Here is a 24,819-nt window from a genome sequence, read left to right on the forward strand (position 1 = left end):
TCAGTGTCCGCCAAGCCGGGCACAACGACCACGTGGATCGCGGGCATTTGGCAGTCGTCAGTCGATCCACCACAGAGCGGAGGACTCAGAGCATGGCCGGCGCGATGCGCAAGATGGCGGTCTACCTCGGCCTCGTGGAGGACGATGGGTACGACGGCCGCGGATTCGACCCCGACGACGACTTCGAGCCCGAACTGGACCCGGAGCCGGAGCGGGACCACCGACGGCACGAGTCGTCACACCAGTCGCACGGCGCACATCAGTCCCAAAGGGACGAAGAGGTGCGAATCGTGCAACCGCCCGCGCCTCGCGAGCCGGTGGCTCGTGCGGCTTCGCTCGCCGCGGAATCCGGACGTCCGGCGCGCATCGCGCCCGTGGCATCCATCACACAAGAACGCCAGTCCCTGGAGAAGAACGCACCGGTGATCATGCCCAAGGTCGTGTCCGAACGAGAGCCGTACCGGATCACCACGCTTCACCCCCGGACCTACAACGAGGCCCGTACCATCGGGGAACACTTCCGTGAGGGCACCCCGGTGATCATGAATCTGACTGAGATGGATGACACAGATGCGAAGCGACTTGTCGACTTTGCGGCCGGTTTGGTGTTTGGTCTTCACGGCAGCATCGAGCGGGTGACGCAGAAGGTGTTCCTGTTGTCTCCTGCTAACGTCGATGTCACGGCGGAGGACAAGGCCCGCATCGCAGAGGGCGGGTTCTTCAACCAGAGCTGAGACACACGACCGGACAGCAGCACGGAAGAGCACTGGACAGGGGAGAGGGAACCACAAGCCATGAGCGTGTTCGCGCAGGTGATCTACATCGCGCTGATGGTGTTCCTCGTCGTGCTCATCTTCCGGCTCGTCATGGATTACGTGTTCCAGTTCGCCCGCTCGTGGCAACCCGGCAAGGCGATGGTGGTCGTACTGGAGGCCACCTACACTGTCACCGATCCACCGCTGAAGCTTCTGCGGCGGTTCATCCCGCCGCTGCGTCTCGGGGGCGTGGCGCTCGACCTGTCCTTCTTCGTACTGATGATCATCGTCTACATTCTCATCTCCGTCGCGCACAGCTTCGTGAGATGAGGGTGGACGATCCGGTCTTGCCGACTGCCGATGACTACGTTGAGGTGAAGAGATGCCGTTGACCCCCGAGGACGTGCGGAACAAGCAGTTCACGACCGTCCGCCTCCGAGAAGGCTATGACGAGGACGAGGTCGATGCCTTCCTCGACGAGGTCGAAGCCGAACTGACCCGTCTGCTCCGCGAGAACGAGGACCTGCGGGCCAAGCTGGCCGCGGCGACCCGTGCCGCCGCGCAGAACCAGCAGAACATGCGCAAGCCTCCGGAGCAGGAGCAGCAGCAACAGCACCCCCAGCAGCAGGGCATGCGAGGTCCCGGCGCTCCGGTACCCGCCGGCATATCGGGCCCGCCGCAGCAGCAGATGGGTGGCCCCATGGGTGGTCCGCCCCAGCTGCCGAGCGGTGCCCCGCAGCTGCCCGCCGGTCCCGGCGGTCAGGGCGGCCCTCAGGGTCCCGGTCCGATGGGCCAGGGTCCGATGGGTCAGGGTCCGATGGGTCAGGGCCCGATGGGCGGACAGCCGCCCATGCAGCAGCAGATGGGCGGTCCGATGGGCGGCCCCATGGGCGGTCCGATGGGCGGCCCCGGTCAGGGTCCCGGTGGCGACAGCGCCGCCCGTGTCCTCTCGCTGGCCCAGCAGACCGCCGACCAGGCGATCGCCGAGGCCCGTTCCGAGGCCAACAAGATCGTCGGCGAGGCCCGCAGCCGCGCCGAGGGTCTGGAGCGTGACGCCCGTGCCAAGGCCGACGCCCTGGAGCGGGACGCGCAGGAGAAGCACCGTGTCGCCATGGGCTCCCTGGAGTCCGCGCGCGCCACGCTGGAGCGCAAGGTCGAGGACCTGCGCGGCTTCGAGCGCGAGTACCGCACGCGCCTGAAGTCGTACCTGGAGTCGCAGCTGCGTCAGCTGGAGACCCAGGCCGACGACTCCCTGGCCCCGCCGCGCACCCCGGCCACCGCCTCGCTGCCGCCGTCCCCGGCGCCCTCCATGGCTCCGGCCGGCGCGAGCGCCCCGTCCTACGGCGGCAACCAGACGATGGGCGGCTCGTCCGCTCCGTCCGCCCCGTCGTACGGCGGTCAGCAGCAGATGACCCCGGCCATGACCCAGCCCATGGCTCCGGTCCGTCCGCAGGGCCCGTCCCCGATGGGCCAGGCTCCCTCGCCGATGCGCGGGTTCCTGATCGACGAGGACGACAACTGACAGGTCACTGAGACCAGTACGACAACGGCGTCGGCAGCGTCACCAGGGCGGGCCCCCGGACTTCGGTCCGGGGGCCCGCCCTTTTTACGCGGGTTGCGCGGACGTACGTCAGGGGCGCGGGGAACCGCGCGCGCTGGTCTCCCGACCCGGCGCCCATCGGAAGGGACGAGCTTCCGATGATCGGCCCCTGTAACGTTCTCCGTGCGCCGGGGCGCGTAGCGCAGACGGTCGTCGCGCCTCGATGGCATCTAGGAGGACGCCGGTTCGAATCCGGCCCGCCCCGGCGCACCCGGTCGTTCGTCCGTGACGCCGAAGGCCCGGCCCCTCTGTCACAGAGGGGCCGGGCCTTCGGTCGTCCGGCGGTTACGCCTTGCGCAGGCGGAACGTGAGCGACAGACCCTCGTCGGCGAAGGGCTCGCCGAACGTGTCGTCCGCCTCGCCCTGGGCGAAGTCGGTCGCCAGGACCTCGTCGGCGATCAGCCCGGTGTGCTCGGCGAGGGCCGCGACCACCGCCGGGTCCGTGGAGGTCCAGCGCAGGGCGATCCGGTCGGCGACGTCGAGGCCGCTGTTCTTCCGGGCCTCCTGGATCAGCCGGATCGCGTCCCGGGCCAGGCCCGCCTGCCGAAGCTCCTCCGTGATCTCCAGGTCCAGGGCCACCGTGGCACCGGAGTCGGAGGCCACCGACCAGCCCTCACGCGGGGTCTCCGTGATGATCACCTCGTCCGGGGCGAGGGTGACGGTCTCCCCGTCGACCTCCACGGACGCCGTGCCCTCGCGCAGGGCGAGGGAGAGGGCAGCGGCGTCGGCGCCCGCGACGGCCTTCGCCACGTCCTGGACGCGCTTGCCGAACCGCTTGCCGAGCGCCCGGAAGTTGGCCTTCGCGGTCGTGTCGACCAGGCTGCCGCCGACCTTGCTGAGCGACGCCAGCCCCTCGACGTTCAGCTCCTCGGTGATCTGCGTGTGCAGCTCACGGTCCAGCGACTCGAACCCGGTGGCCGCGATCAGCGCCCGGGACAGCGGCTGACGGGTCTTGACGCCCGACTCCGCGCGCGTGGCGCGGCCCAGCTCCACCAGCCGGCGGACCAGGACCATCTGCCGCGACAGCTCGGGGTCGATCGCCGACAGGTCCGCCTCCGGCCAGGCGGCCAGGTGCACGGACTCGGGGGCACCCGGGGCCACCGGGACGATCAGGTCCTGCCACACCCGCTCGGTGATGAACGGGGTGATCGGCGCCATCAGCTTGGTGACCGTCTCCAGCACCTCGTGCAGCGTGCGCAGCGCGGCCTTGTCGCCCTGCCAGAAGCGGCGGCGCGAGCGGCGGACGTACCAGTTGGACAGGTCGTCGACGAACGAGGACAGCAGCTTGCCGGCGCGCTGGGTGTCGTACGCCTCCAGCGCCTGCGTCACCTGGTCGGTGAGCGCGTGCAGTTCGGACAGCAGCCAGCGGTCCAGCACCGGGCGCTCGGCCGGGGCCGGGTCCGCCGCGGACGGCGCCCAGTGCGACGTACGGGCGTACAGCGCCTGGAAGGCGACCGTGTTCCAGTACGTCAGCAGCGTCTTGCGGACGACCTCCTGGATGGTGCCGTGGCCGACCCGGCGTGCGGCCCAGGGGGAGCCGCCGGCCGCCATGAACCAGCGCACCGCGTCCGCGCCGTGCTGGTCCATCAGCGGGACCGGGTCCAGGGTGTTGCCCAGGTGCTTGGACATCTTGCGGCCGTCCTCGGCCAGGATGTGGCCCAGGCAGACGACGTTCTCGTACGACGACTTGTCGAAGACGAGCGTGCCGACGGCCATCAGCGTGTAGAACCAGCCGCGGGTCTGGTCGATCGCCTCGGAGATGAACTGCGCCGGGTACCGGCTCTCGAACAGCTCCTTGTTCTTGTGCGGGTAGCCCCACTGCGCGAACGGCATCGAACCCGAGTCGTACCAGGCGTCGATGACCTCGGGCACGCGCGTGGCCGTCTTCCCGCAGCCGTCGTGGCGGCAGGCGAAGGTGACCGCGTCGATGTACGGGCGGTGCGGGTCGAGGGCCGACTGGTCCGTGCCGGTCAGCTCGGTCAGCTCCGCGCGGGAGCCGACGCAGGTGAGGTGGTCGTCCTCGCAGCGCCAGATCGGCAGCGGGGTGCCCCAGTAGCGGTTGCGGGACAGCGCCCAGTCGATGTTGTTGTTGAGCCAGTCGCCGAAGCGGCCGTGCTTGACCGTCTCCGGGAACCAGTTGGTCTTCTCGTTCTCCTGGACGAGGCGGTCCTTGACGGCCGTCGTACGGATGTACCAGGAGGGCTGCGCGTAGTAGAGCAGCGCGGTGTGGCAGCGCCAGCAGTGCGGGTAGCTGTGTTCGTACGGCAGGTGCTTGAAGAGGAGGCCGCGCTGCGAGAGGTCCTCGGTGAGCTTTTCGTCGGCCTTCTTGAAGAAGATGCCGCCGACCAGCGGGACGTCCTCCTCGAAGGTGCCGTCGGGGCGGACCGGGTTCACCACGGGCAGGCCGTAGGAGCGGCAGACCTTGAGGTCGTCCTCACCGAAGGCGGGGGACTGGTGGACCAGACCCGTACCGTCCTCGGTGGTGACGTACTCGGCGTTGACCACGTAGTGCGCCGGCTCCGGGAACTCCACCAGCTCGAACGGCCGCTGGTACGTCCAGCGCTCCATCTCGGCGCCGGTGAAGGACTGCCCCGTGGTCTCCCAGCCCTCGCCGAGCGCCTTGGCGACGAGCGGCTCGGCGACGACGAGCTTCTCCTCGCCGTCGGTGGCGACGACGTAGGTCACCTCGGGGTGGGCGGCGACGGCCGTGTTGGACACCAGGGTCCAGGGGGTCGTCGTCCACACCAGGAGCGCGGCCTGGCCGGCGAGCGGACCGGAGGTGAGCGGGAAGCGGACGTAGACGGACGGGTCGACGACCGTCTCGTAGCCCTGCGCCAGCTCGTGGTCGGACAGGCCGGTGCCGCAGCGCGGGCACCAGGGGGCGACGCGGTGGTCCTGGACGAGCAGGTCCTTGTTGAAGATCTCCTTCAGCGACCACCAGACCGACTCCACGTACTCGGGGTCCATGGTCCGGTAGGCGTCGTCCAGGTCGACCCAGTAACCCATGCGGGTCGTCAGCTCGGAGAAGGCGTCGGTGTGCCGGGTGACGGACTCGCGGCACTTGGCGTTGAACTCGGCGATGCCGTACGCCTCGATGTCCTGCTTGCCGGAGAAGCCCAGCTCCTTCTCGACGGCCAGCTCGACGGGCAGGCCGTGGCAGTCCCAGCCGGCCTTGCGGGCCACGTGGTGGCCGCGCATGGTGCGGAAGCGGGGGAAGACGTCCTTGAAGACGCGCGCCTCGATGTGATGGGCGCCCGGCATGCCGTTCGCGGTGGGCGGGCCCTCGTAGAACACCCACTCCGGGCGGCCCTCGGACTGTTCCAGGCTCTTGGCGAAGATCTTCTGCTCGCGCCAGAAGTCGAGCACGGCGTGCTCAAGAGCGGGCAGGTCGACCTGTGCGGGCACCTGGCGGTACGTCGGCGCTGTCATCTGCGAGCATCCTCCAACGGACTTGCTGCCTTCCGTCGGAGGGACGAGAGCCTTCGTTCCTGTCTACGCCGTGTGCGGCGCGCTCCCGCGGTACCACCCTCCTTGGCCCTCCGCCGCGCCGTACGCGCCGGTGAGCCCCCTCATTGGGGTCGCGAAGCCGGTTCTACCGGCCGTCGCCTCGCGGCTGCGGCTTTCCTCCGGCGGCTCCGGGGTGATCTTCACGTCGCGCTCGCCCCCGGGCTCACACCGTCCCCGGGTCGCTCTGGGCTGCGTACGCCGCTACTCGTCCCCATCCACGCTTCTCGCTCCGCCCAGTGTACGGCGCCGCACGGACAGCGGCGGACCCGTTTTCCCCGGGGTGGCCGCGCGGGCCCCGGGGCCGGGCCCCGTGACCCGAATGGCGAGGCCGTGGCCGGTGCGGTCCGGGCGCGAGGGGCCCGGCGGATTACCCGTCGGGGAGCTGGGCACAACGGATGCAGGCCCGTGGCTCGGGGGGCACGGGCGAGCGATTCGGGCGGTGTGCCCCGTTGCCGCGGGACTCAAGTCGATTTATCGTCCCAGCACCGATTCGCGAGCGAGATCACAGTATGTGAAGGGGCCGCGGCCATGGTGGCGAAGAAGACCGCCGTACAGCAGCCGGCGACCGGGAAGACCGGCGCGAGGCCTGCCACCGAGAAGACGGCCCCGGAGACGCCGGCCGCCAGGAAGAAGGCCGCCAACCACTCGGCGGTCGAGAAGCCGGCCGTCACCGGGACGGCCGGCGAGCGGACGGCGGCCGAGGTGACGGCCGGCAAGCCCGCGGCCCGAACGGCCGCCAGGAAGCCGGCCGCCTCGCAGAAGGCCGTGAAGCAGAAGGCCGTGAAGCAGACGGCCGCGAAGGAGCCGGCCGTGAAGCGGACGGCCGCGAAGGAGCCGGCCGCCGGACGGTCGGCCGCCAAGGAGGGGGTCACGAAGGAGGGGGTCACGAAGGAGACGGCCGCGAAGAAGACCGTCGCACAGAAGACGGCCCCCGCGGGAGCCGCTGCCGACAGGGCCGCGGTGACGGAGGCGGCCGGGAAGAGCACGGCCAAGAAAGCGGGCGCGGCGCGGGCCGCGAAGCAGACGGGAGCCACGACGGTGGTTGCGAAGAAGACTCCTGGCACGGCCACGGCGGACCAGTCCGCCGTTCCCAAGGCTCGGGCCGCCGCGGCGGAGCCCGGCGAGCTGGCGGTGCGCCCCGGCGAGGACCCCTGGACCCCGGAAGAGGTCGCCGAGGCCCGCACGGAGCTCCAGTCCGAGCTGACACGGCTGCGGGAGGAGATCAGCTCGTCCGAGGAGTCCCTCGTCGGTCTGATGCGGGACTCGGGGGACGGCGCCGGCGACGACCAGGCCGACACCGGCACCAAGAACATCACGCGCGAGCACGAGCTGGCGCTGGCCGCCAACGCGCGCGAGATGCTCACCCAGTCCGAGCGCGCCCTGGAACGGCTGGACGCGGGCACCTACGGCCTGTGCGAGAACTGCGGCAACCCCATCGGAAAGGCCCGTATGCAGGCGTTCCCGAGGGCCACCCTGTGCGTGGAGTGCAAGCAGAAGCAGGAACGCCGCTCCTGAGCATGGGGGCCCGCAGAGGCGTGCCGTAGTCTCGTCCTCAGTCAGGCACCTAGGTTGAGGGACTCACGTGGCAGAGGCGGAGCGCATCATCGGTACGCCGGACACCCCGGACGGCGGCGGCGAACAGACGGTGGCGGCCGCGACGGCCGCCGGCTCCGGTGCGTCCGGGGAGGCCGGCGCGGGCGAGCGGCGGACTTCGGCGGCGCGGCGGACCGGCCGCGGTCGCCGGATCGCCGTGCTGTTCGCGGTGGCCGCGTTCGCCTACGCCCTCGACCTGGTCAGCAAGATGCTCGTCGTGTCCCGGCTGGAGGGGCACGCGCCGATCCGGGTCGTCGGGGACCTGCTGGAGCTGCACGCGATCCGCAATCCCGGGGCGGCCTTCGGGTTCGGCGCCGCCTTCACGGTGATCTTCACGCTGATCGCCGCGGCCGTGATCGTGGTGATCATCCGCCTGGCCCGCAAGCTGTACAGCTTCCCCTGGGCGGTCGCGCTCGGCCTGCTGCTCGGCGGCGCGCTCGGCAACCTCACCGACCGGATCTTCCGGGCGCCGGGGGTCTTCGAGGGCGAAGTGGTGGACTTCATCGCGCCCAAGGGCTTCGCGGTGTTCAACCTCGCCGACTCCGCCATCGTGTGCGGCGGCATCCTGATCGTGCTGCTGTCCTTCCGCGGCCTGGACCCCGACGGCACGGTCCACAAGGACTGAGGCCGTACGGTCCGCGGGGACCGGTACGGCGGGGACCGTACGGCAGGGCGGTCGCGGGGCGGTTGTCCACAGGCCCGTTCGGTGGGCCCGCGCCCGTCCGGCATACTCGACGGGTGAGCACGATTCCCGAGATCCGTACCCTGCCCGTGCCCGACGGCCTGGAGGGCGAGCGCGTCGACGCCGCCATCTCCCGCATGTTCGGCTTCTCCCGCACGAAGGCCGCGGAGCTGGCCGCGGCCGGCAAGGTCCAGGTCGACGGCGCGGTGGTCGGCAAGTCCGAGCGGGTGCGCGGCGGCGCCTGGCTGGAGGTCGAGATGCCGCAGGCGCCCGCGCCGGTGCAGGTGGTCGCCGAGCCGGTCGAGGGCATGGAGATCGTGCACGACGACGACGACGTGGTCGTGATCGTCAAGCCGGTCGGCGTGGCCGCGCACCCCTCGCCGGGCTGGTCCGGCCCGACCGTCATCGGTGGCCTCGCCGCCGCGGGGTACCGGATCTCCACCTCCGGCGCCGCCGAGCGCCAGGGCATCGTGCACCGCCTGGACGTCGGCACCTCGGGCCTGATGGTGGTCGCCAAGTCGGAGTACGCGTACACGTCGCTCAAGCGCCAGTTCAAGGAGCGCACGGTCGACAAGCGCTACCACACACTGGTCCAGGGCCACCCTGACCCGACGAGCGGCACGATCGACGCCCCGATCGGCCGCCACCCGAACCACGACTACAAGTGGGCGGTCACGGCCGACGGCAAGCCGTCCGTGACCCACTACGACCTCGTCGAGGCGTTCCGCGCCGCCTCCCTGCTGGACGTGAAGCTGGAGACCGGCCGCACCCACCAGATCCGCGTCCACATGTCCGCGCACCGCCACCCCTGCGTCGGCGACCTCACCTACGGCGCCGACCCCACCCTCGCCAAGCGGCTGGGCCTGACCCGGCAGTGGCTGCACGCCGTACGCCTCGGTTTCGAGCACCCGGGGGACGGCGGCTGGGTGGAGTTCGAGAGCGGCTACCCCGAGGACCTGGAGAAGGCCCTCGACCAGGTCCGGGAGGAGACTTGGGCGTGAGCCCGTCCTGCTCGGTCCGGGTCGCCGAGGACCCCGCCGACCGCGAGGCCTGCTTCGCGGTCCGCAAGGAGGTCTTCGTGGTCGAGCAGGGCGTCGACGAGGACATCGAGTACGACGCCCACGACGCCGTGGCCGTGCATGTGCTGGCGGTCCGCGAGGACGGCACGCCGCTGGGCACCGGCCGGCTGCTGTACGGCGAGGCGGCGGCCGCGAAGACCGGCGGGGACCCCGCGGTCGGCTCCCTGGGGCGGCTCGCCGTCTCCCGGGAGGCGCGCGGGCTCGGCGTCGGCGCCGCCCTGGTGCGCGTCATCGAGGACGCGGCACGCGCGCGCGGCCTCACGGCGGTGGACCTGCACGCCCAGACCCACGCCCTGGGCTTCTACGAGCGGCTGGGCTACACGGCGTACGGCCCGGAGTTCCCCGACGCCGGCATACCGCACCGGGCGATGCGCCGGGCCCTGTAGCCGAGGCGGTCGCCTCCCCCGGCGGACCGGTGCGGACCGACGCCGGGCCCGGGGCCGCCCGGGTGCGGCGCGCGGCCCGCGCCGGGACCGCGGGGGCCGCGTGGCGTCGGGACGGCCGTGGCTCGGCGCCGTGGCAGGCTTGAGGTCTGCCGTGTGATCGTCGACCCCCCGGAGCGCCGTCCGTGGATCAGTTGGTCCTGTTGTTCGTCCTGCTGCTCGGGGCCCTGGTGAGCGTCCCGCTGGGGGACCGGCTCGAGGTGCCGGCGCCGGTGCTGATGACCCTGTTCGGCGGGGTGCTGGCGGTGGCCGACTTCGTGCCGAACGTGAACATCCCGCCGGAGCTGATCCTGCCGGCCCTGCTGCCGCCGCTGCTCTACGCGGCCGTCCGCCGGACCTCCTGGCGGCAGTTCACGGCCAACATCCGCCCGATCTTCCTGCTGGCCGTCGCCCTGGTGTTCGTGACGACGGTGTGCGTGGCGTTCGTCGCCAGCGCGATCGTGCCCGGCCTGCCGATCGCCGCCGCCGTCGCGCTGGGCGCCCTGATCGCCCCGCCCGACCCGGTCGCCGCGACCAGCGTCGCCGGACGACTGGGACTGCCGCGCCGCCTGGTGTCCATCCTGGAGGGCGAGGGTCTCTTCAACGACGTCACGGCCATCGTGCTATACCACGTGGCGATCGCCGCCGCCGTGAGCGGCACGTTCTCGCCCTGGCGGGCCGGGCTCGACCTCGTGCTGTCCGCCGTCGTCGCGGTGGCCGTGGGCCTGGTGCTGGGCTGGGGCGCGAACAGGCTGATGGACCTGCTCGGTGATCCGACCCTCCAGATCGGCATGACCCTGCTGGTGCCGTACGCCTCCTACGTGCTCGCGGAGAAGCTGCACGGATCCGGCGTGCTCGCCGTGCTCACCACGGCACTCTTCCTCGCCGAGTACGCCGCCGACGCCGACGACGTGATGACCCGGCTGGCCGGGCACACCTTCTGGGACATCATCGACACCCTCGTCACGGGCGTCGCCTTCGGGCTCATCGGCCTGGAGCTGCACAACGCCATCCGCACGGCCCAGGGCCGGTGGGGCGAGATGCTCGGCTGGGCCGCCGCCGTCGTGGGCGTGGTGATCGTCGTACGACTGCTGTGGCTGCTGCCGGCGACCTGGCTGACCAAGCGGCTGCACGCCCGCCGGGACTACGACGAGGAGATCCCGGTGAGCTGGCGGGAGACCGTCGTCATGTGGTGGTCCGGGATGCGCGGGGTGGCCTCGGTGGCGCTGGCGCTCGCCGTGCCGCTCAAGACCGGTGACGGCTCCGCGTTCCCCGACCGGAACGAGATCATCTTCATCGCCTTCGGGGTGATCGTCGTCACGCTGGTGCTCCAGGGGCTGACGCTGCCGTGGCTGGTGAAGCGGCTCGGGGTGCGGGCCGACTCCGAACGGGAGAAGGAGTTCGAGAAGGAGCTGGCGGTGCGGGCCGCGAAGGCGGCCAAGCGCCGGCTGCGGGAGATCGAACAGGTGGAGGACCTGCCCGAGGAACTGTCCGAGCAGATGCTGCGTCGGGCCTTCGACATCGGGATCCGGATCAGCCCGGACATGGGGGACGAGGAGCGGCGCGAGGCGCAGCGGCAGCGCGTCAAGCGGCTGAAGCGGGTGCGGCGCATCCAGGCGGAGATGCTCAGCGCGGCGCGGCACGAGGTGCTGGCGGCGCGCAGCGAGCCCGGTGCGGATCCGGAGATCGTGGACCGGGTGCTGCGCCATCTCGACGTGCGCAGTCTGCGGTGAGCGGCGTCTCGATGATCACCCGGGCGTGAACGACAGCCGGCGCGCGAGGTTCATCGGCGACACCTCCACCGGCCGCGCCGGTGTACCGGGAGATGTCGCCGAGCCCTCGCGCCGGCCGGCCGGCCCCGCCCCGGTCAGCCCCGGCCGGTGCGCGGGAACTCGTAGGCCCTGCGGAGGGAGGCCCCGTCGGGGGAGGGCACCTGGTGCGGCGGGAGCACCGCCTCCGAGGTGTTCACCCGCGGCAACGCGTAGGGGTGCTCCATGGACAGCCAGGTGATCATCTGCTCCCGGACGGTGACCCGCACCGTCCAGATGTCGTCCGCGTCCTTCGCCGTCACCAGCGCGCGCACCTGGACGGTGTTCGGCGTGGAGTCCGTGACCTGCAGACTGCACGCGCGGCCGTCCCAGGCGGGGCACGCGCGCAGGATGTCCCGCAGCCTCTCGCGCATCGCCTCCACGGGGGCGCTGTGGTCGAGGTGCCAGTAGACGATCCCGGTCATCTGCGGGGTGCCGCGGGACCAGTTCTCGAAGGGTTTGGAGGTGAAGTACGACACCGGCATGGTGATCCGGCGCTCGTCCCAGGTCCGTACCGTCAGAAAGGTCAGGGTGATCTCCTCGACCGTGCCCCACTCGCCGTCCACGACGACGGTGTCCCCGATCCGGACCATGTCGCCGAAGGCGATCTGCAGCCCGGCGAACATGTTCGACAGCGTGGACTGGGCCGCGACACCGGCCACGATGCCGAGGACTCCGGCGGAGGCCAGCAGGGACGCGCCGGCCGCGCGCATCGCCGGGAACGTCAGCAGCATCGCGGCGACGGCGACCACGGCGACGGTCGCCGCCACCACCCGCATGATCAGCGTCACCTGGGTGCGCACGCGACGGACCCGGGCGGCGTCGTGGTGGGCACGGGCGTAGCGGCTGTACGTCGTCTCGACCACGGCCGCCGCGATCCGGATCACCAGCCAGGCCGCGGCACCGATGAGCACGAGGGTCAGCGTCCGGCCGACGCCGACGCGGTGCTCCTGGAGCAGTTCTGCCTGGTCGTAGGAGCCTCTGAGCAGGGCCGCGCACAGCACCATCTGGTACGGGACGCGGCCACGCCTCAGCAGGCCCCACAGCTGGGTCTCGCTGTGGCGGGCGTCGGCCTTGCGTAGCAGCACGTCCGTGGCCCAGCCGATGAGAACGGTCAGGACCACGGAGCTGCCGACCACGATCACGGGTCGGAGTACGGTCTCCATGTCTCCGAACGTAACCAGCTTCGGCGGGGCATGAACATGTGACTTTCGAGACGTGCAGGGTACGGCCGCGCTGCGGCCCCCGGCAGGGCGGCTGGCACCATGGCCTCATGAACATCATGCTCTTTCACTCGACCTACGGGCTCAGGCCCGCGGTGCGCGAGGCCGCGGACCGGCTGCGCGCGGCCGGCCACGAGGTGTGGACGCCGGACCTCTTCGAGGGGCGCACCTTCGACACCGTCGAGGAGGGCATGGAGTTCAAGGAGACCGTCGGCAAGGAGGAGCTGCTGAAGCGGGCCGTGCTGGCGGCGGCTCCCTATTCGGACCGGGGGCTGGTGTACGCCGGGTTCTCGCTCGGCGCCTCCGTCGCCCAGACCCTCGCCCTCGGCGACGACAAGGCGCGCGGACTGCTGCTCCTGCACGGCACGTCGGACATCGCGCCGAACGCGCACGTGGACGAGCTGCCGGTGCAGCTGCACGTGGCCGAGCCGGACCCGTTCGAGACGGACGACTGGCTGAGCGCCTGGTATCTGCAGATGGGCCGGGCGGGGGCCGACGTGGAGGTCTACCGGTACGCCGGGGCCGGGCACCTGTACACCGACCCCGAGCTGCCGGACTACGACGCCGAGGCGGCCGAGGCCACCTGGCGGGTGGCGCTCGGCTTCCTCGACAGCCTGTAGCGGGCGGCCGGACCGCGGGCGTCAGACCGGGTCGTAGGTCCGCTCGATCTTCTGCGTGCCGCTGCGGGTGCGGTAGGAGCGCGCCCAGCTGGAGGCGGCGTCCGGGTCGGTGCGGTCGGACAGGACGTAGTAGTCCATCTGCGCGCGGTCGGCGGTGATGTCCAGTACGCCGTAGCCGTGCCGGTCGGTGTCCACCCAGTGGACGTGCCGGTTGGCGGCCTTGATGACCGGGGAGGCGATCGCGGAGACGGTGCCCTCGGGCACCTTCACGATGTCGTCCAGGTTGTCGGAGGTCACCGAGGTCACCACGAACTCGGTGGCCGCCGACGCCGACAGGGGGTAGGTGCCCGCGTCCACCGGCACGTCGTTGGCCCACGCCATGTGGATGTCACCGGTCAGGAAGACGGTGTTGCCGATGGCGTGGGAGCGCAGGTGGGCCAGCAGTTCGCGGCGGTCGTCGGTGTAGCCGTCCCACTGGTCGGTGTTGGCGGCGATGCCCTCCTGCGGCAGCCCGAGCAGCTTGGCGAGCGGCTTGAACAGGTCGGCGGAGAGGGAGCCGAAGGAGAACGGCGAGATCATCACCGAGTTGCCGACCAGCCGCCACCTGGTGTCGGAGGCCTGCAGGCCGGCCTTCAGCCAGTCGAGCTGGGCGCGCCCGGTCAGCGTGCGGTCCGGGTCGTCCACCGAGCCGCTCGCCGTGGACGCCTGCTGGGAGCGGAAGGAACGCAGGTCCAGCAGGGACAGGTCGGCGAGCTTGCCGAAGCGCAGCCGCCGGTAGGTGGTGCCGGCGAGGGCCGGGCGGACCGGCATCCACTCGAAGTAGGCCTGCTTGGCGGCGGCCTGACGGGACGTCCAGGTGCCCTCGGCGCCCTCGGTGTGGTTGACCGCGCCGCCCGACCAGGCGTTGTCCGCGAACTCGTGGTCGTCCCAGATCGCGACGACCGGTGCCTTCAGGTGCAGGGCCTGGAGGTCGGGGTCGGTCTTGTACCTGGCGTGCCGGATGCGGTAGTCGGCGAGGGTGAGGATCTCGTTGGCCGGCGCGTGCGGGCGGACGACCTTGCCCCGGGTCCCGTACTCGCCGGACTTGTACTCGTAGATGTAGTCGCCGAGGTGCAGCCAGGCGTCCAGGTCGTTGCGGGCGGCGAGATGGCGGTAGGCGGAGAACCAGCCGGCCTCCCAGTTGGCGCAGGAGACCACGCCGAAGCGCAGGGAGGACACGTCCGCGTTCGCCGCCGGCGCGGTGCGGGTGCGCGCCACCGGGGAGTCGGTGCCGCCGGCCGAGAAGCGGAACCAGTAGTCGGTGGCCGGTTCCAGGCCGCGGATGTCGGCCTTCACGGTGTGGTCGGAGGCGGCCGTCGCGGTGGTGGAGCCCTTGGCGACGACGGCGGTGAGCGCCTTGTCCCGGGCCACGACCCAGCTGACCTCGGTGTCCGGGCCGAGCCCGGAACCCGGTATCGCCTCCGGGGCCGGGGTCACCCGGGTCCACAGCAGCACGCCGTCGGGCAGCGGGTCGCCGGAGGCGACACCGTGCAGGAAGGCGGGGGCGTCCGTGGCGGCGCGGGCCGGCAGCGCGGCGGCCAGCGGTCCGGCGAGGACAGCGGTCGCCGCCGCGGCCTTGACGACCGTACGGCGGCGAGGGGAAAGCGAGTCGAGGCCGCGGGCGGCCTCCGACGATCTGTATCGACTGGTCACGGTCGATCAGGTTACTGATCGGTACGCGCCGGGGCGGGCGAACCCGGAAAAGTTCGCCCTCCCTTCAGCCGCGGGCCATCCGGCTCCGGTCCGGACGGCCGTGTCCGCGGCGCCCGTCCGCGTCCGGCCTCGCCGGACGGGGTGGCGCCGTGCGTCGTGGCGCTCCGGTCGCCTCCCGTCCGGAGAGGCGACCGGAGCGCGGCCCGGCTATCCCTTGAGCGCCGCGTCGAGGGCGGTGTTGAAGTCCGCGACCGTCATGGGCGCGTTGCCCTGGCTGCCCGCGGTGAGCTTCTTGCCGTCCATGACCAGGCTCGGAGTGCCGTTCACGCCGTCCTTGTTGGTGTCGAAGTCCTTCGACATGGCGAGAGCCCAGGCGTCGTACGTGCCCTTCTTCACCGCGTTCCGGAAGGTGGCGTTGTTCTTCAGCGCGGGGACGGTGTTCGCGATCTTGATGAGGTAGTCGTCGTTCTTCAGCTTGTCGTCGGTCTCGTCCGGGTGGAACTTCGCGGAGTAGAGCGCGGTCTTGTAGTCGAGGAACGCCTGGGGGCTGACGTTCAGCGCGGCGCCCAACGCGCTCATGGCGTTCTTCGAGCCCTCGCCGCGCGAGCCGATCTGGCCCTTGCCCAGCGCGTCGCCGTCCAGGAACGTGCCGCCGACGAACTGGATCTTGAACTTGCCGGCGTCGAGGTCCTTCTTCACCGTCGCGCCGACCGTCTGCTCGAACGAGGCGCAGACCGGGCAGCGGGGGTCCTCGTAGACCTTCAGGGTCTTCTTGGCGGTGTCCTTGCCGATGACGACGGTGGTGCCCTTGGCGCCGGTGGTGTGGGCCGGAGCGGTGACCTTGGCGTCCTTCAGCTCTTCCCAGTAGCCCGGCTTGTTCATCTGGACGACGGCGTAGCCGATGCCGCCCGCCGCGGCGAGCACGGCCACCACCGAGGCGGCCACGACGACCTGCCTCTTGGCCTTGTCACGCCTGGCCTGCCGCTCGCGCTCCTCGCGCAGCCGCTCCCGGGCCGCCGTCTTCGCCGCCTGGCTGTTCCGCTTGCTCATCGTGGTGATCTCCATGGGGGACGCGCACACGTCGTACGCGGGATACGTAAGGGGGACTGTCCGTGCTCAGGCGCATGCCGGTGAGCACGGTGGTCCCCGCCGTCCCAGGGAGTGCACGAGGAGCCGGTCGCGGGCGGCGGCGCGGCGCGGGGCCGGGCGCGGCAGCCGGCGGACCGGGAGCGGCCGTACGGCGACCGCGGCCACCGCGAGCAGCAGCGGCCGGAAGGTGGTGGCGGCCACCGCGCGCAGCAGCTGGGTCAGCGCCCGCTCGCCCCGGCGCAGCCAGGCGGCGGCCAGCAGGCCCACGCCGATGTGCGCCGCGAGCAGCAGCCAGGCGGCGGCCGGGCTGGCGTGCGCGAGGAGCACCCCGGCACGCTCGGGACCGCCGGTCACCTGGGCGAGCGGGGTGCCCACCGAGCCCTCGCACAGCACGTCCAGGCCGACCGCGCGCAGCGGACCCGCGACCGGGCCGCCCGCCCGGCCGTAACAGGCGTGCTGACCGGTGGTGAACACCGTGTCGGCGGCCAGCTCCAGCGGGATCAGCAGAGCCGCGATCCGGCCGAAGCCGCGCTCGCGGCCCGCCAGCGCGTACGCGGTGACGAACACCCCGCCGGCGACCGCGCTCACGGTCGCCAGCGGCAGCGGAGTACGGGACAGCAGCACGTGCGACGCGGTGCTGAGCGTCACGACGAAGGCCGTGAACAGCGCCGCGCGCACGGCTCTGAGCTGAGTCCCGGTGATGTCCATAGCGAGAGAAGAGTGTGTCACGTACGCGCGTAAGGGACCCCTAAAGGGTGCCTGTGAATCCGCCGGGACTACAGCCCCGGAATCCGGCCGTTGCGGAACAGGTCGACGAAGATCTGGTGGTCCGCACGCGCGCGTGCGCCGTAGTCGTGCGCGAAGTCCACCAGCAGGGGCGCGAAGCCGTCCTCGTCGGCCGCGAGCGCCGCGTCGATGGCCCGCTCGGTGGAGAACGGCACCAGGGACTCGCCGGAGGTGTCGTCCGCCGCCGCGTGCATCGTGGCGGTGGCCCGGCCGAGGTCGGCGACGACGGCCGCGATCTCCTCCGGGTCGTCGATGTCGCCCCAGTCCAGGTCGACCGCGTACGGCGAGACCTCGGCGACCAGCTGGCCGGAGCCGTCCAGCTCGGTCCAGCCGAGCCACGGGTCGGCGTGCGCCTGCAGGGCGCGCTGGGAGATCACCGTGCGGTGGCCCTCGTGCTGGAAGTACTCCGCGATGGCCGGATCCGTGATGTGCCGGGAGACGGCCGGGGTCTGGGCCTGCTTGATGTAGATCACGACATCGTTCTCCAGGGCGTCGCTGTGGCCCTCCAGAAGGATGTTGTACGACGGCAGGCCCGCCGAGCCGATGCCGATGCCCCGGCGGCCCACGACGTCCTTCACCCGGTACGAGTCGGGGCGGGCCAGGGAGGAGTCCGGCAGCGTCTCCAGGTAGCCGTCGAAGGCCGCCAGGACCTTGTAGCGGGTGGCCGCGTCCAGCTCGATGGAGCCGCCGCCCGGGGCGAAGCGGCGCTCGAAGTCACGGATCTCGGTCATCGAGTCCAGCAGCTCGAAGCGGGTCAGCGAGCGGGCGTCACGCAGCGCGTCCAGGAGCGGACCCTGCGCGGTGTCCAGGGTGAAGGGCGGCACCTCGTCCCGCTTGGCACCCGTGGCCAGGGCGTGGATGCGCTCGCGGTAGGCCGCGGCGTAGACCGTCACCAGCTCGGTGATCTGCGCGTCGCTGAGCGCCTTCGCGTAGCCGACGAGCGCGATGGACGCCGAGAAGCGCTTGAGGTCCCAGGTGAACGGGCCGACGTAGGCCTCGTCGAAGTCGTTGACGTTGAAGACCAGGCGGCCGTTGGAGTCCATGTACGTGCCGAAGTTCTCCGCGTGCAGGTCGCCGTGGATCCACACCCGCGAGGTGCGGTCGTCCAGGTACGGGCCGCCGCGCTTCTCGGCGTCGAGATCGTGGTAGAAGAGGCACGCCGTGCCCCGGTAGAACGCGAAGGCCGAGGCCGCCATCTTGCGGAACTTCACCCGGAACGCGGCCGGGTCGGCGGCCAGGAGCCGGCCGAAGGCGGTGTCGAAGACGGCGAGGATCTCCTCGCCGCGCTGCTCGTCGTTGAGCTGGGGGACCGACATCGCGGGGTGCCTCCTGGTGCATTGCCTGTACGACAGCGTTTCTGCCGTCTCCAACGGACGAGGGCGCGCGGGAGTGCCCGCGACCCTCGCTGGTGAAGGTACGCGGACGAGCCGTCCGAGTGTCAGTCCCGAGGCATAGACTTCGACGCTGACCCCAGAACTGTCCGCCAGCCCGTCGCCGAGTGTTTCCCCGGGAGCCCGTACCGTGTCGAAGCCGCCCTTCACGCACCTGCACGTCCACACCCAGTACTCGCTGCTGGACGGTGCCGCGCGGCTGAAGGACATGTTCAACGCCTGCAATGAGATGGGCATGACGCACATCGCCATGTCCGATCACGGCAACCTGCACGGCGCCTACGATTTCTTCCATTCCGCGAAGAAGGCCGGAGTCACCCCGATCATCGGGATCGAGGCGTATGTCGCCCCCGAGTCCCGGCGCAACAAGCGCAAGGTCCTGTGGGGCCAGCCGCACCAGAAGCGGGACGACGTCTCCGGTTCCGGTGGTTACACCCACAAGACGATGTGGGCGGTGAACCGGACCGGTCTGCACAACCTCTTCCGGCTCTCCTCCGACGCCTACGCCGAGGGCTGGCTGCAGAAGTGGCCCCGGATGGACAAGGAGACCATCGCCCAGTGGTCCGAGGGCATCGTCGCCTCCACCGGCTGCCCCTCCGGCGAGGTGCAGACCCGGCTGCGCCTCGGCCACTTCGACGAGGCCCTGAAGGCGGCCGCCGACTACCAGGACATCTTCGGCAAGGACAAGTACTTCCTGGAGCTGATGGACCACGGCATCGACATCGAGCGCCGGGTCCGCGACGGCCTGCTGGAGATCGGCAGGAAGCTCGGCATCCCCCCGCTGGTCACGAACGACTCGCACTACACCTACGCGCACGAGGCGGGCGCCCACGACGCCCTGCTGTGCATCCAGACCGGCAAGAACCTCTCCGACCCCGACCGCTTCAAGTTCGACGGCACCGGCTACTACCTGAAGTCCACGGAGGAGATGTACGCCATCGACTCCTCGGACGCCTGGCAGGAGGGCTGCGCCAACACGCTGCTCGTGGCCGAGATGGTCGACACGACGGGCATGTTCGAGGCGAAGAACCTCATGCCGAAGTTCGACATCCCCGAGGGCTACACCGAGGTCACCTGGTTCAAGGAGGAGGTCCGCCGCGGCATGGAGCGCCGCTTCCCCGGCGGCATCCCGGAGGACCGCCAGAAGCAGGCCGACTACGAGATGGACGTCATCATCCAGATGGGGTTCCCGGGCTACTTCCTCGTGGTCGCCGACTTCATCATGTGGGCCAAGAACAACGGCATCGCGGTGGGCCCCGGCCGTGGCTCCGCGGCCGGTTCGATCGTCGCCTACGCCATGGGCATCACCGACCTCGACCCGATCCCGCACGGCCTGATCTTCGAGCGGTTCCTCAACCCCGAGCGCGTCTCCATGCCCGATGTCGACATCGACTTCGACGAGCGCCGGCGCGTGGAGGTGATCCGGTACGTCACGGAGAAGTACGGCGCCGACAAGGTCGCCATGATCGGCACCTACGGCAAGATCAAGGCCAAGAACGCGATCAAGGACTCCGCGCGCGTGCTGGGCTACCCGTACGCGATGGGCGACCGGCTCACCAAGGCGATGCCCGCCGACGTCCTCGGCAAGGGCATCGACCTGAACGGCATCACCGACCCCTCGCACCCGCGCTACAGCGAGGCCGGCGAGATCCGCGGGATGTACGAGAACGAGCCGGACGTGAAGAAGGTCATCGACACCGCCAAGGGCGTCGAGGGCCTGGTCCGGCAGATGGGTGTGCACGCGGCCGGCGTGATCATGTCCAGCGAGACCATCACCGAGCACGTCCCGGTGTGGGTCAGGCACACCGACGGGGTCACCATCACCCAGTGGGACTACCCGAGCTGCGAGTCGCTCGGCCTGCTGAAGATGGACTTCCTGGGTCTGCGCAACCTGACGATCATGGACGACGCCGTCAAGATGGTGAAGTCCAACAAGGGCGTGGACATCGATCTGCTGAGCCTCCCGCTCGACGATCCGAAGACCTTCGAACTGCTCCAGCGCGGTGACACCCTCGGCGTCTTCCAGTTCGACGGCGGCCCCATGCGCTCCCTGCTGCGCCTGATGAAGCCGGACAACTTCGAGGACATCTCCGCCGTCTCCGCGCTCTACCGTCCGGGCCCGATGGGCATGGACTCCCACACGAACTACGCGCTGCGCAAGAACAAGCTCCAGGAGATCACCCCGATCCACAAGGAGCTGGAGGAGCCCCTGGAAGAGGTCCTGGCCGTCACCTACGGCCTGATCGTCTACCAGGAGCAGGTGCAGAAGGCCGCCCAGATCATCGCGGGCTACTCGCTCGGCGAGGCCGACATCCTGCGGCGCGTGATGGGCAAGAAGAAGCCGGAGGAGCTGGCGAAGAACTTCGTGCTCTTCCAGGCGGGCGCGCGCAAGAAGGGCTACAGCGACGAGGCGATCCAGGCGCTGTGGGACGTGCTGGTGCCGTTCGCCGGCTACGCGTTCAACAAGGCGCACTCGGCCGCCTACGGCCTGGTGTCGTACTGGACGGCGTACCTGAAGGCGAACTACCCCGCCGAGTACATGGCCGCGCTGCTGACCTCGGTCAAGGACGACAAGGACAAGTCGGCGATCTACCTCAACGAGTGCCGCCGCATGGGGATCAAGGTGCTCCCGCCGAACGTGAACGAGTCGGTGCACAACTTCGCCGCCCAGGGTGACGACGTGATCCTCTTCGGCCTCGAGGCGGTCCGCAACGTCGGCACCAACGTGGTCGAGTCGATCATCAAGAGCCGCAAGGCGAAGGGGAAGTACCTCTCCTTCCCCGACTACCTGGACAAGGTCGAGGCGGTGGCGTGCAACAAGCGCACCACGGAGTCGCTGATCAAGGCGGGCGCCTTCGACACCATGGGGCACACCCGCAAGGGGCTGACCGCGCAGTACGAGCCGATGATCGACAACGTGGTCGCGGTCAAGCGCAAGGAGGCCGAGGGGCAGTTCGACCTCTTCGGCGGGATGGGCGAGGAGAGCGGCGACGAGCCCGGCTTCGGACTCGACGTGCAGTTCACCGACGAGGAGTGGGACAAGACCTATCTGCTCGCCCAGGAGCGGGAGATGCTCGGCCTGTACGTCTCCGACCATCCCCTCTTCGGTCTGGAGCACGTGCTGTCCGACAAGGCGGACGCGGGCATCGCCCAGCTCACCGGCGGTGAGCACGCCGACGGCGCGGTGGTCACCATCGGCGGCATCATCTCCGGTCTGCAGCGCAAGATGACCAAGCAGGGCAACGCCTGGGCGATCGCCACCGTCGAGGACCTCGCCGGTTCCATCGAGTGCATGTTCTTCCCGGCCACCTACCAGCTGGTGTCGACCCAACTCGTCGAGGACGCGGTGGTGTTCGTCAAGGGCCGCCTCGACAAGCGCGAGGACGTGCCCCGGCTCGTCGCCATGGAACTCCAGGTCCCCGACCTGTCCAACGCCGGCACCAACGCCCCGGTGATCCTCACCATCCCGACCGTGAAGGTCACCCCGCCGATGGTCAGCCGCCTCGGTGAGATCCTCAGCCACCACAAGGGCGACAGCGAGGTCCGCATCCGGCTCCAGGGCCCGCGCAAGACCACCGTGCTCCGCCTGGACCGCCACCGGGTCAAGCCCGACCCGGCGCTCTTCGGCGACCTGAAGGTGCTCCTCGGCCCGTCCTGCCTGGCCGGCTGAAGCCTCCGCGACACGAAGGGGCGCACCCGTCACGGGTGCGCCCCTCCTGCGTGCCTGGGCTTCAACTGCCCTTTAGTTGTGGCCGAAGCTCTTCTGCTTCTTGCGAGCAACATCCGCGGGGCTGCCCTGGATGTGCGACACGGGAGACTCCTGCGTCTCCTGCGGCCGCTGCGCGTGCTCGTGAGCCGGCTCGGCCTGCGAGGCGCGGTTCTGCGGGCCACCCTGCTTGCGGTTCTTGTTCTTGGCCATGGTGATCTGCCTCCTGTGGGGGATCTAGGGGCCAGGGCCGGCTTCAGATTCACATACGCTGACATCAGGCGCATGTCGGATAATTACCGTGTGTGACAGGGCGGGTGGGTGGACGAGTACCACAAACGCCACGCCGAAGATCGAGTTCGGGCCGTTAACCCCCGCGCAGTCGGGCAGACTCGAAGGAAGTCCGTAAGCAAAGCCTCCCGGGAAGAGGGTGAGTCGCGTGGACCGCTGCATCGTCCTGGTGGACGCCGGGTATCTGCTGGGTGCCGCCGCCAGCCTCCTCGCCGGTGAGCCCTCGCGATCCCGGATCACCGTCGACCACACCGCACTGATCCAGGCCCTGCGGGAACGCGCCGAGTCCGACACCGAGCGTCCCCTGCTGCGCATCTACTGGTTCGACGGCGCCCCCGACCGGGTCCCCCAGCCGGAGCACCGCCGGCTGCGTGTGATGCCCCGGGTCACCGTCCGGCTGGGCGCCCTCACCCGCAGCGACGGACGCTGGGCCCAGAAGGGCGTGGACGCGGCCATGCACGCCGAACTGACCGAGCTGGCCCGTAACCGCGCCTGCTCCGACGTCGTCCTCGTCACCGGCGACGGCGATCTGCTGCCCGGCATGATGGCGGCCAAGGAGCACGGCGTCGCCGTCCATCTGTGGGCCGTCCAGGCCGCCGACGGCGACTACAACCAGTCCGAGGACCTGGTCGCCGAGGCCGACGAGCGACGCGTGCTGGACCGTGCCTGGATCACCCAGGCCGTCCGCGCCAAGGAGCTGACCGGAGTCTGCCCCCCGCCGCCCGCGCCCCGTCCCGAGATCGCCGCGATCCTCTCCGCGCCGCTGCCCGAGTCCGCGCTCGCCGCGACGGCCGAGCGCACCGCCGAGCAGCCCGCGCACCGGGCCGCCACCGCGACGGAGAACGGCAGCGCGGAGCGGATCCCCGCCGCCAAGGGCGTCCCCACCCCCAAGGACCTGGCCGCGCTGCGCGCCCCCGGCGCCCAGCCCGTGCAGCACCCGGCCACCGCGACCTTGCGCTGGTCCTCCGACAAGGGCTGGGTCGACCGGCCGGGCGTGGTCGCCGAGCCCGCCGAGGCGGCCTCCATGCCGACGCTGGCCCAGCTCACCACCGCCGAGCAGCGGTGGGCCGACCGGGAAGAGGACATCACCACCGTCGGCGGCGATCCGTACGAGGTGGGGCAGGTCTTCGCCCGCCGCTGGATGTCCCGGCTCGGCGACCAGAGCCATCTGCAGCGGCTGTCCCAGATGTACCCGCGCATCCCGCACCGGATCGACGGGGAGCTGCTGCGGTACGCGGCACGGTTCGGGCTGCTCGCGCACAAGGACGACCAGATCGACGAGCACGACCGTTACGCCATTCGGGCGGGGTTCTGGCGGGAGTTCGACATCCCGGCCGCGGCCGACCCCCACGCGCCCACCGCCGACTGAACCCCGCGACCGCCCCGACTGAACCCCGCGACCGCCCCGACCGCACCCTCGCGGCGCCCCGACCGACCCCGCGACCGCCCCGACCGCACCCTCGTTGCCGCCCCCGAAGGCGAGCAAAGGCCCCCGACCCCGTAGTCTCGTCCCTTGTGATGACGCGCGCGGGACAGGCACTTCGGTACGACGAGGTCGTACGCGTGCGCGGGCTCGGCAAGACCTACCCGGCCGTGAAGGGCCGGCGGGGCACGCCGGGCACCCCCGAGGTACGGGCCACCGACGGCGTGGAGCTGGAGGTGCGGCGCGGCGAGGTCTTCGGACTGCTCGGCCCGAACGGCGCCGGCAAGTCCACCCTCGTACGGCAGCTCACCGGGCTGCTGCGGCCCGACACGGGCAGCGTCGAGATCCTCGGCCACGACATCGTGCGGCACCCCGAGCGGGCCGCCCGGATCCTCGCCTACCTCGGCCAGGAGTCCTCCGCCCTGGACGAGCTGACCGTCTCCCTCGCCGCCGAGACCACCGGGCGCCTGCGCGGCCTGGACGCACGGCGGGCGCGCGCCGAGCGGGACGCGGTACTGGAGGAACTGGGCCTGACCCCGATCGCCGGGCGGGCGCTGAAGAAGCTGTCCGGCGGGCAGCGCCGGCTCGCCTGTTTCGCCGCCGCCCTCGTCGGCCGGCGGACGCTGCTCGTACTGGACGAGCCGACCACCGGCATGGACCCGGTGGCCCGGCGCGCGGTCTGGGCGGCCGTGGACCGGCGGCGGGCCGAGCACGGCACGACCGTGCTGCTGGTCACCCACAACGTCATCGAGGCCGAGACGGTCCTGGACCGGGTCGCCGTGCTCGACCAGGGCCGGGTCATCGCCTGCGACACCCCCGCCGGACTGAAGGCACAGGTCGCCGGCGAGGTGCGGGTCGAGCTGGTGTGGCGGGAGCGGGCGCCGCTGGAGGTGCCCGAGGTCGCCGTCCTGCGCGAGCGGGCCGTGGAGTCCGGCCGGCGCTGGACGCTCCGGCTCGCGCCCGAGGAGGCCCGCGCCGTCGTCGCGACGGTGACCGGCGGAGCCGCCTTCGCCGCCCTGGACGACTTCACGCTGGCCACGCCCAGCCTGGAGGATGTCTATCTGGCGCTGGGCGGAGCGGCCCGGCAGGGGCTGGTGAAGGCATGAGCGCACCGGCCGCCGCATGCGTATGGGTCTTCGCGACTGCCGTTCG

General features: G+C 71.0%; 19 protein-coding genes and 1 tRNA gene. 13 read left to right on the top strand and 7 right to left on the bottom strand.

What is annotated here, in order from left to right; all coding sequences use genetic code 11:
• Positions 1–92 precede the first annotated feature (92 nt).
• The 4 genes from ACZ7KF_RS27840 to ACZ7KF_RS27855 all read left to right on the top strand — a co-directional run bounded on the left by ACZ7KF_RS27840 (position 93) and on the right by ACZ7KF_RS27855 (position 2,560).
• Entirely contained in the window at positions 93–734 is a 642-nt protein-coding gene (locus ACZ7KF_RS27840; RefSeq protein WP_471080538.1) for a cell division protein SepF, read from the top strand.
• Positions 735–794: 60 nt separating this feature from the next.
• The gene (locus ACZ7KF_RS27845) at positions 795–1,085 is read left to right on the top strand and encodes a YggT family protein (protein WP_225822437.1); all 291 of its coding nucleotides are present in this window, start codon (positions 795–797) and stop codon (positions 1,083–1,085) included.
• A gap of 52 nt (positions 1,086–1,137) precedes the next feature.
• Positions 1,138–2,277 carry a DivIVA domain-containing protein gene (locus ACZ7KF_RS27850; RefSeq protein ID WP_471080541.1) on the top strand — a complete coding sequence of 380 codons (1,140 nt, stop codon included), beginning with the start codon at positions 1,138–1,140 and terminating at the stop codon, positions 2,275–2,277.
• A 208-nt stretch (positions 2,278–2,485) separates the two neighbouring features.
• Positions 2,486–2,560 (top strand) — tRNA-Ala (locus ACZ7KF_RS27855).
• A gap of 80 nt (positions 2,561–2,640) precedes the next feature.
• On the opposite strand, the gene ileS is transcribed toward ACZ7KF_RS27855, so the two are convergent.
• Entirely contained in the window at positions 2,641–5,784 is a 3,144-nt protein-coding gene (gene ileS, locus ACZ7KF_RS27860) for an isoleucine--tRNA ligase (RefSeq protein WP_471080544.1), read from the bottom strand.
• A gap of 606 nt (positions 5,785–6,390) precedes the next feature.
• Here ileS and ACZ7KF_RS27865 point away from each other — a divergent pair.
• The 5 genes from ACZ7KF_RS27865 to ACZ7KF_RS27885 all read left to right on the top strand — a co-directional run bounded on the left by ACZ7KF_RS27865 (position 6,391) and on the right by ACZ7KF_RS27885 (position 11,371).
• Positions 6,391–7,377 carry a TraR/DksA C4-type zinc finger protein gene (locus tag ACZ7KF_RS27865; RefSeq protein WP_471080547.1) on the top strand — a complete coding sequence of 329 codons (987 nt, stop codon included), beginning with the start codon at positions 6,391–6,393 and terminating at the stop codon, positions 7,375–7,377.
• Positions 7,378–7,444: 67 nt separating this feature from the next.
• Positions 7,445–8,080 (top strand): signal peptidase II, encoded by a 636-nt coding sequence (gene lspA / locus ACZ7KF_RS27870; protein WP_471080550.1) that lies wholly within the window; start codon positions 7,445–7,447, stop codon positions 8,078–8,080.
• 113 nt (positions 8,081–8,193) lie between these two features.
• A complete protein-coding gene (locus tag ACZ7KF_RS27875) occupies positions 8,194–9,138 on the top strand; it encodes an RluA family pseudouridine synthase (protein ID WP_225822442.1) in 945 nt (314 codons plus the stop codon).
• Positions 9,135–9,602: a GNAT family N-acetyltransferase gene (locus ACZ7KF_RS27880; RefSeq protein WP_471080553.1), complete on the top strand. Its 468-nt coding sequence runs from the start codon at positions 9,135–9,137 to the stop codon at positions 9,600–9,602. The genes ACZ7KF_RS27875 and ACZ7KF_RS27880 overlap by 4 nt, the downstream gene beginning before the upstream one ends.
• Positions 9,603–9,784: 182 nt before the next feature.
• Positions 9,785–11,371, top strand: coding sequence for a Na+/H+ antiporter (locus tag ACZ7KF_RS27885; RefSeq protein WP_471080556.1), 1,587 nt, complete (start codon positions 9,785–9,787; stop codon positions 11,369–11,371).
• A 134-nt stretch (positions 11,372–11,505) separates the two neighbouring features.
• On the opposite strand, the gene ACZ7KF_RS27890 is transcribed toward ACZ7KF_RS27885, so the two are convergent.
• A complete protein-coding gene (locus tag ACZ7KF_RS27890; RefSeq protein ID WP_471080559.1) occupies positions 11,506–12,612 on the bottom strand; it encodes a mechanosensitive ion channel family protein in 1,107 nt (368 codons plus the stop codon).
• A 107-nt stretch (positions 12,613–12,719) separates the two neighbouring features.
• Here ACZ7KF_RS27890 and ACZ7KF_RS27895 point away from each other — a divergent pair, with 107 nt between their 5' ends.
• A complete protein-coding gene (locus ACZ7KF_RS27895; RefSeq protein WP_471080562.1) occupies positions 12,720–13,289 on the top strand; it encodes a dienelactone hydrolase family protein in 570 nt (189 codons plus the stop codon).
• Positions 13,290–13,310: 21 nt separating this feature from the next.
• Here ACZ7KF_RS27895 and ACZ7KF_RS27900 read toward each other — a convergent pair whose 3' ends face one another.
• The 4 genes from ACZ7KF_RS27900 to ACZ7KF_RS27915 form a co-directional block, all read right to left on the bottom strand.
• On the bottom strand, positions 13,311–14,981 hold the full coding sequence (locus ACZ7KF_RS27900; protein WP_471080565.1) for an alkaline phosphatase D family protein: 1,671 nt from the start codon (positions 14,979–14,981) through the stop codon (positions 13,311–13,313).
• A 207-nt stretch (positions 14,982–15,188) separates the two neighbouring features.
• Complete coding sequence (locus ACZ7KF_RS27905) at positions 15,189–16,031, bottom strand: thioredoxin domain-containing protein (RefSeq protein WP_471080568.1); 843 nt, start codon at positions 16,029–16,031, stop codon at positions 15,189–15,191.
• Between the two features lie 66 nt (positions 16,032–16,097).
• Entirely contained in the window at positions 16,098–16,778 is a 681-nt protein-coding gene (locus ACZ7KF_RS27910) for a hypothetical protein (protein ID WP_471080571.1), read from the bottom strand.
• Between the two features lie 68 nt (positions 16,779–16,846).
• On the bottom strand, positions 16,847–18,172 hold the full coding sequence (locus ACZ7KF_RS27915; RefSeq protein ID WP_471080573.1) for a DUF2252 domain-containing protein: 1,326 nt from the start codon (positions 18,170–18,172) through the stop codon (positions 16,847–16,849).
• Between the two features lie 205 nt (positions 18,173–18,377).
• On the opposite strand from ACZ7KF_RS27915, the gene dnaE reads away from it, so the two are divergent.
• Positions 18,378–21,917, top strand: a complete 3,540-nt coding sequence (dnaE, locus tag ACZ7KF_RS27920) for a DNA polymerase III subunit alpha (protein ID WP_471080576.1) — start codon at positions 18,378–18,380, stop codon at positions 21,915–21,917.
• Between the two features lie 72 nt (positions 21,918–21,989).
• On the opposite strand, the gene ACZ7KF_RS27925 is transcribed toward dnaE, so the two are convergent.
• Positions 21,990–22,166 (bottom strand): hypothetical protein, encoded by a 177-nt coding sequence (locus tag ACZ7KF_RS27925; protein ID WP_225822454.1) that lies wholly within the window; start codon positions 22,164–22,166, stop codon positions 21,990–21,992.
• Between the two features lie 226 nt (positions 22,167–22,392).
• Here ACZ7KF_RS27925 and ACZ7KF_RS27930 point away from each other — a divergent pair, with 226 nt between their 5' ends.
• Together ACZ7KF_RS27930 and ACZ7KF_RS27935 are read left to right on the top strand one after the other, a co-directional pair.
• The gene (locus ACZ7KF_RS27930; protein WP_471080579.1) at positions 22,393–23,613 is read left to right on the top strand and encodes an NYN domain-containing protein; all 1,221 of its coding nucleotides are present in this window, start codon (positions 22,393–22,395) and stop codon (positions 23,611–23,613) included.
• Between the two features lie 149 nt (positions 23,614–23,762).
• Positions 23,763–24,773: an ABC transporter ATP-binding protein gene (locus tag ACZ7KF_RS27935; RefSeq protein WP_471080582.1), complete on the top strand. Its 1,011-nt coding sequence runs from the start codon at positions 23,763–23,765 to the stop codon at positions 24,771–24,773.
• Positions 24,774–24,819: the final 46 nt, after the last annotated feature.

The sequence above is a fragment of the Streptomyces sp. NPDC038200 genome (assembly GCF_055600785.1).

Coding starts and splice junctions, on each gene's coding strand:
- ACZ7KF_RS27910 (WP_471080571.1), bottom strand. CDS start 16,778: ATGGACATCACCGGGACTCAGCTCAGAGCCGTGCGCGCGGCGCTGTTC.
- ileS (WP_471080544.1), bottom strand. CDS start 5,784: ATGACAGCGCCGACGTACCGCCAGGTGCCCGCACAGGTCGACCTGCCC.
- ACZ7KF_RS27895 (WP_471080562.1), top strand. CDS start 12,720: ATGAACATCATGCTCTTTCACTCGACCTACGGGCTCAGGCCCGCGGTG.
- ACZ7KF_RS27850 (WP_471080541.1), top strand. CDS start 1,138: ATGCCGTTGACCCCCGAGGACGTGCGGAACAAGCAGTTCACGACCGTC.
- ACZ7KF_RS27905 (WP_471080568.1), bottom strand. CDS start 16,031: ATGAGCAAGCGGAACAGCCAGGCGGCGAAGACGGCGGCCCGGGAGCGG.
- ACZ7KF_RS27890 (WP_471080559.1), bottom strand. CDS start 12,612: ATGGAGACCGTACTCCGACCCGTGATCGTGGTCGGCAGCTCCGTGGTC.
- ACZ7KF_RS27845 (WP_225822437.1), top strand. CDS start 795: ATGAGCGTGTTCGCGCAGGTGATCTACATCGCGCTGATGGTGTTCCTC.
- ACZ7KF_RS27935 (WP_471080582.1), top strand. CDS start 23,763: ATGACGCGCGCGGGACAGGCACTTCGGTACGACGAGGTCGTACGCGTG.
- ACZ7KF_RS27925 (WP_225822454.1), bottom strand. CDS start 22,166: ATGGCCAAGAACAAGAACCGCAAGCAGGGTGGCCCGCAGAACCGCGCC.
- ACZ7KF_RS27865 (WP_471080547.1), top strand. CDS start 6,391: ATGGTGGCGAAGAAGACCGCCGTACAGCAGCCGGCGACCGGGAAGACC.
- ACZ7KF_RS27915 (WP_471080573.1), bottom strand. CDS start 18,172: ATGTCGGTCCCCCAGCTCAACGACGAGCAGCGCGGCGAGGAGATCCTC.
- ACZ7KF_RS27840 (WP_471080538.1), top strand. CDS start 93: ATGGCCGGCGCGATGCGCAAGATGGCGGTCTACCTCGGCCTCGTGGAG.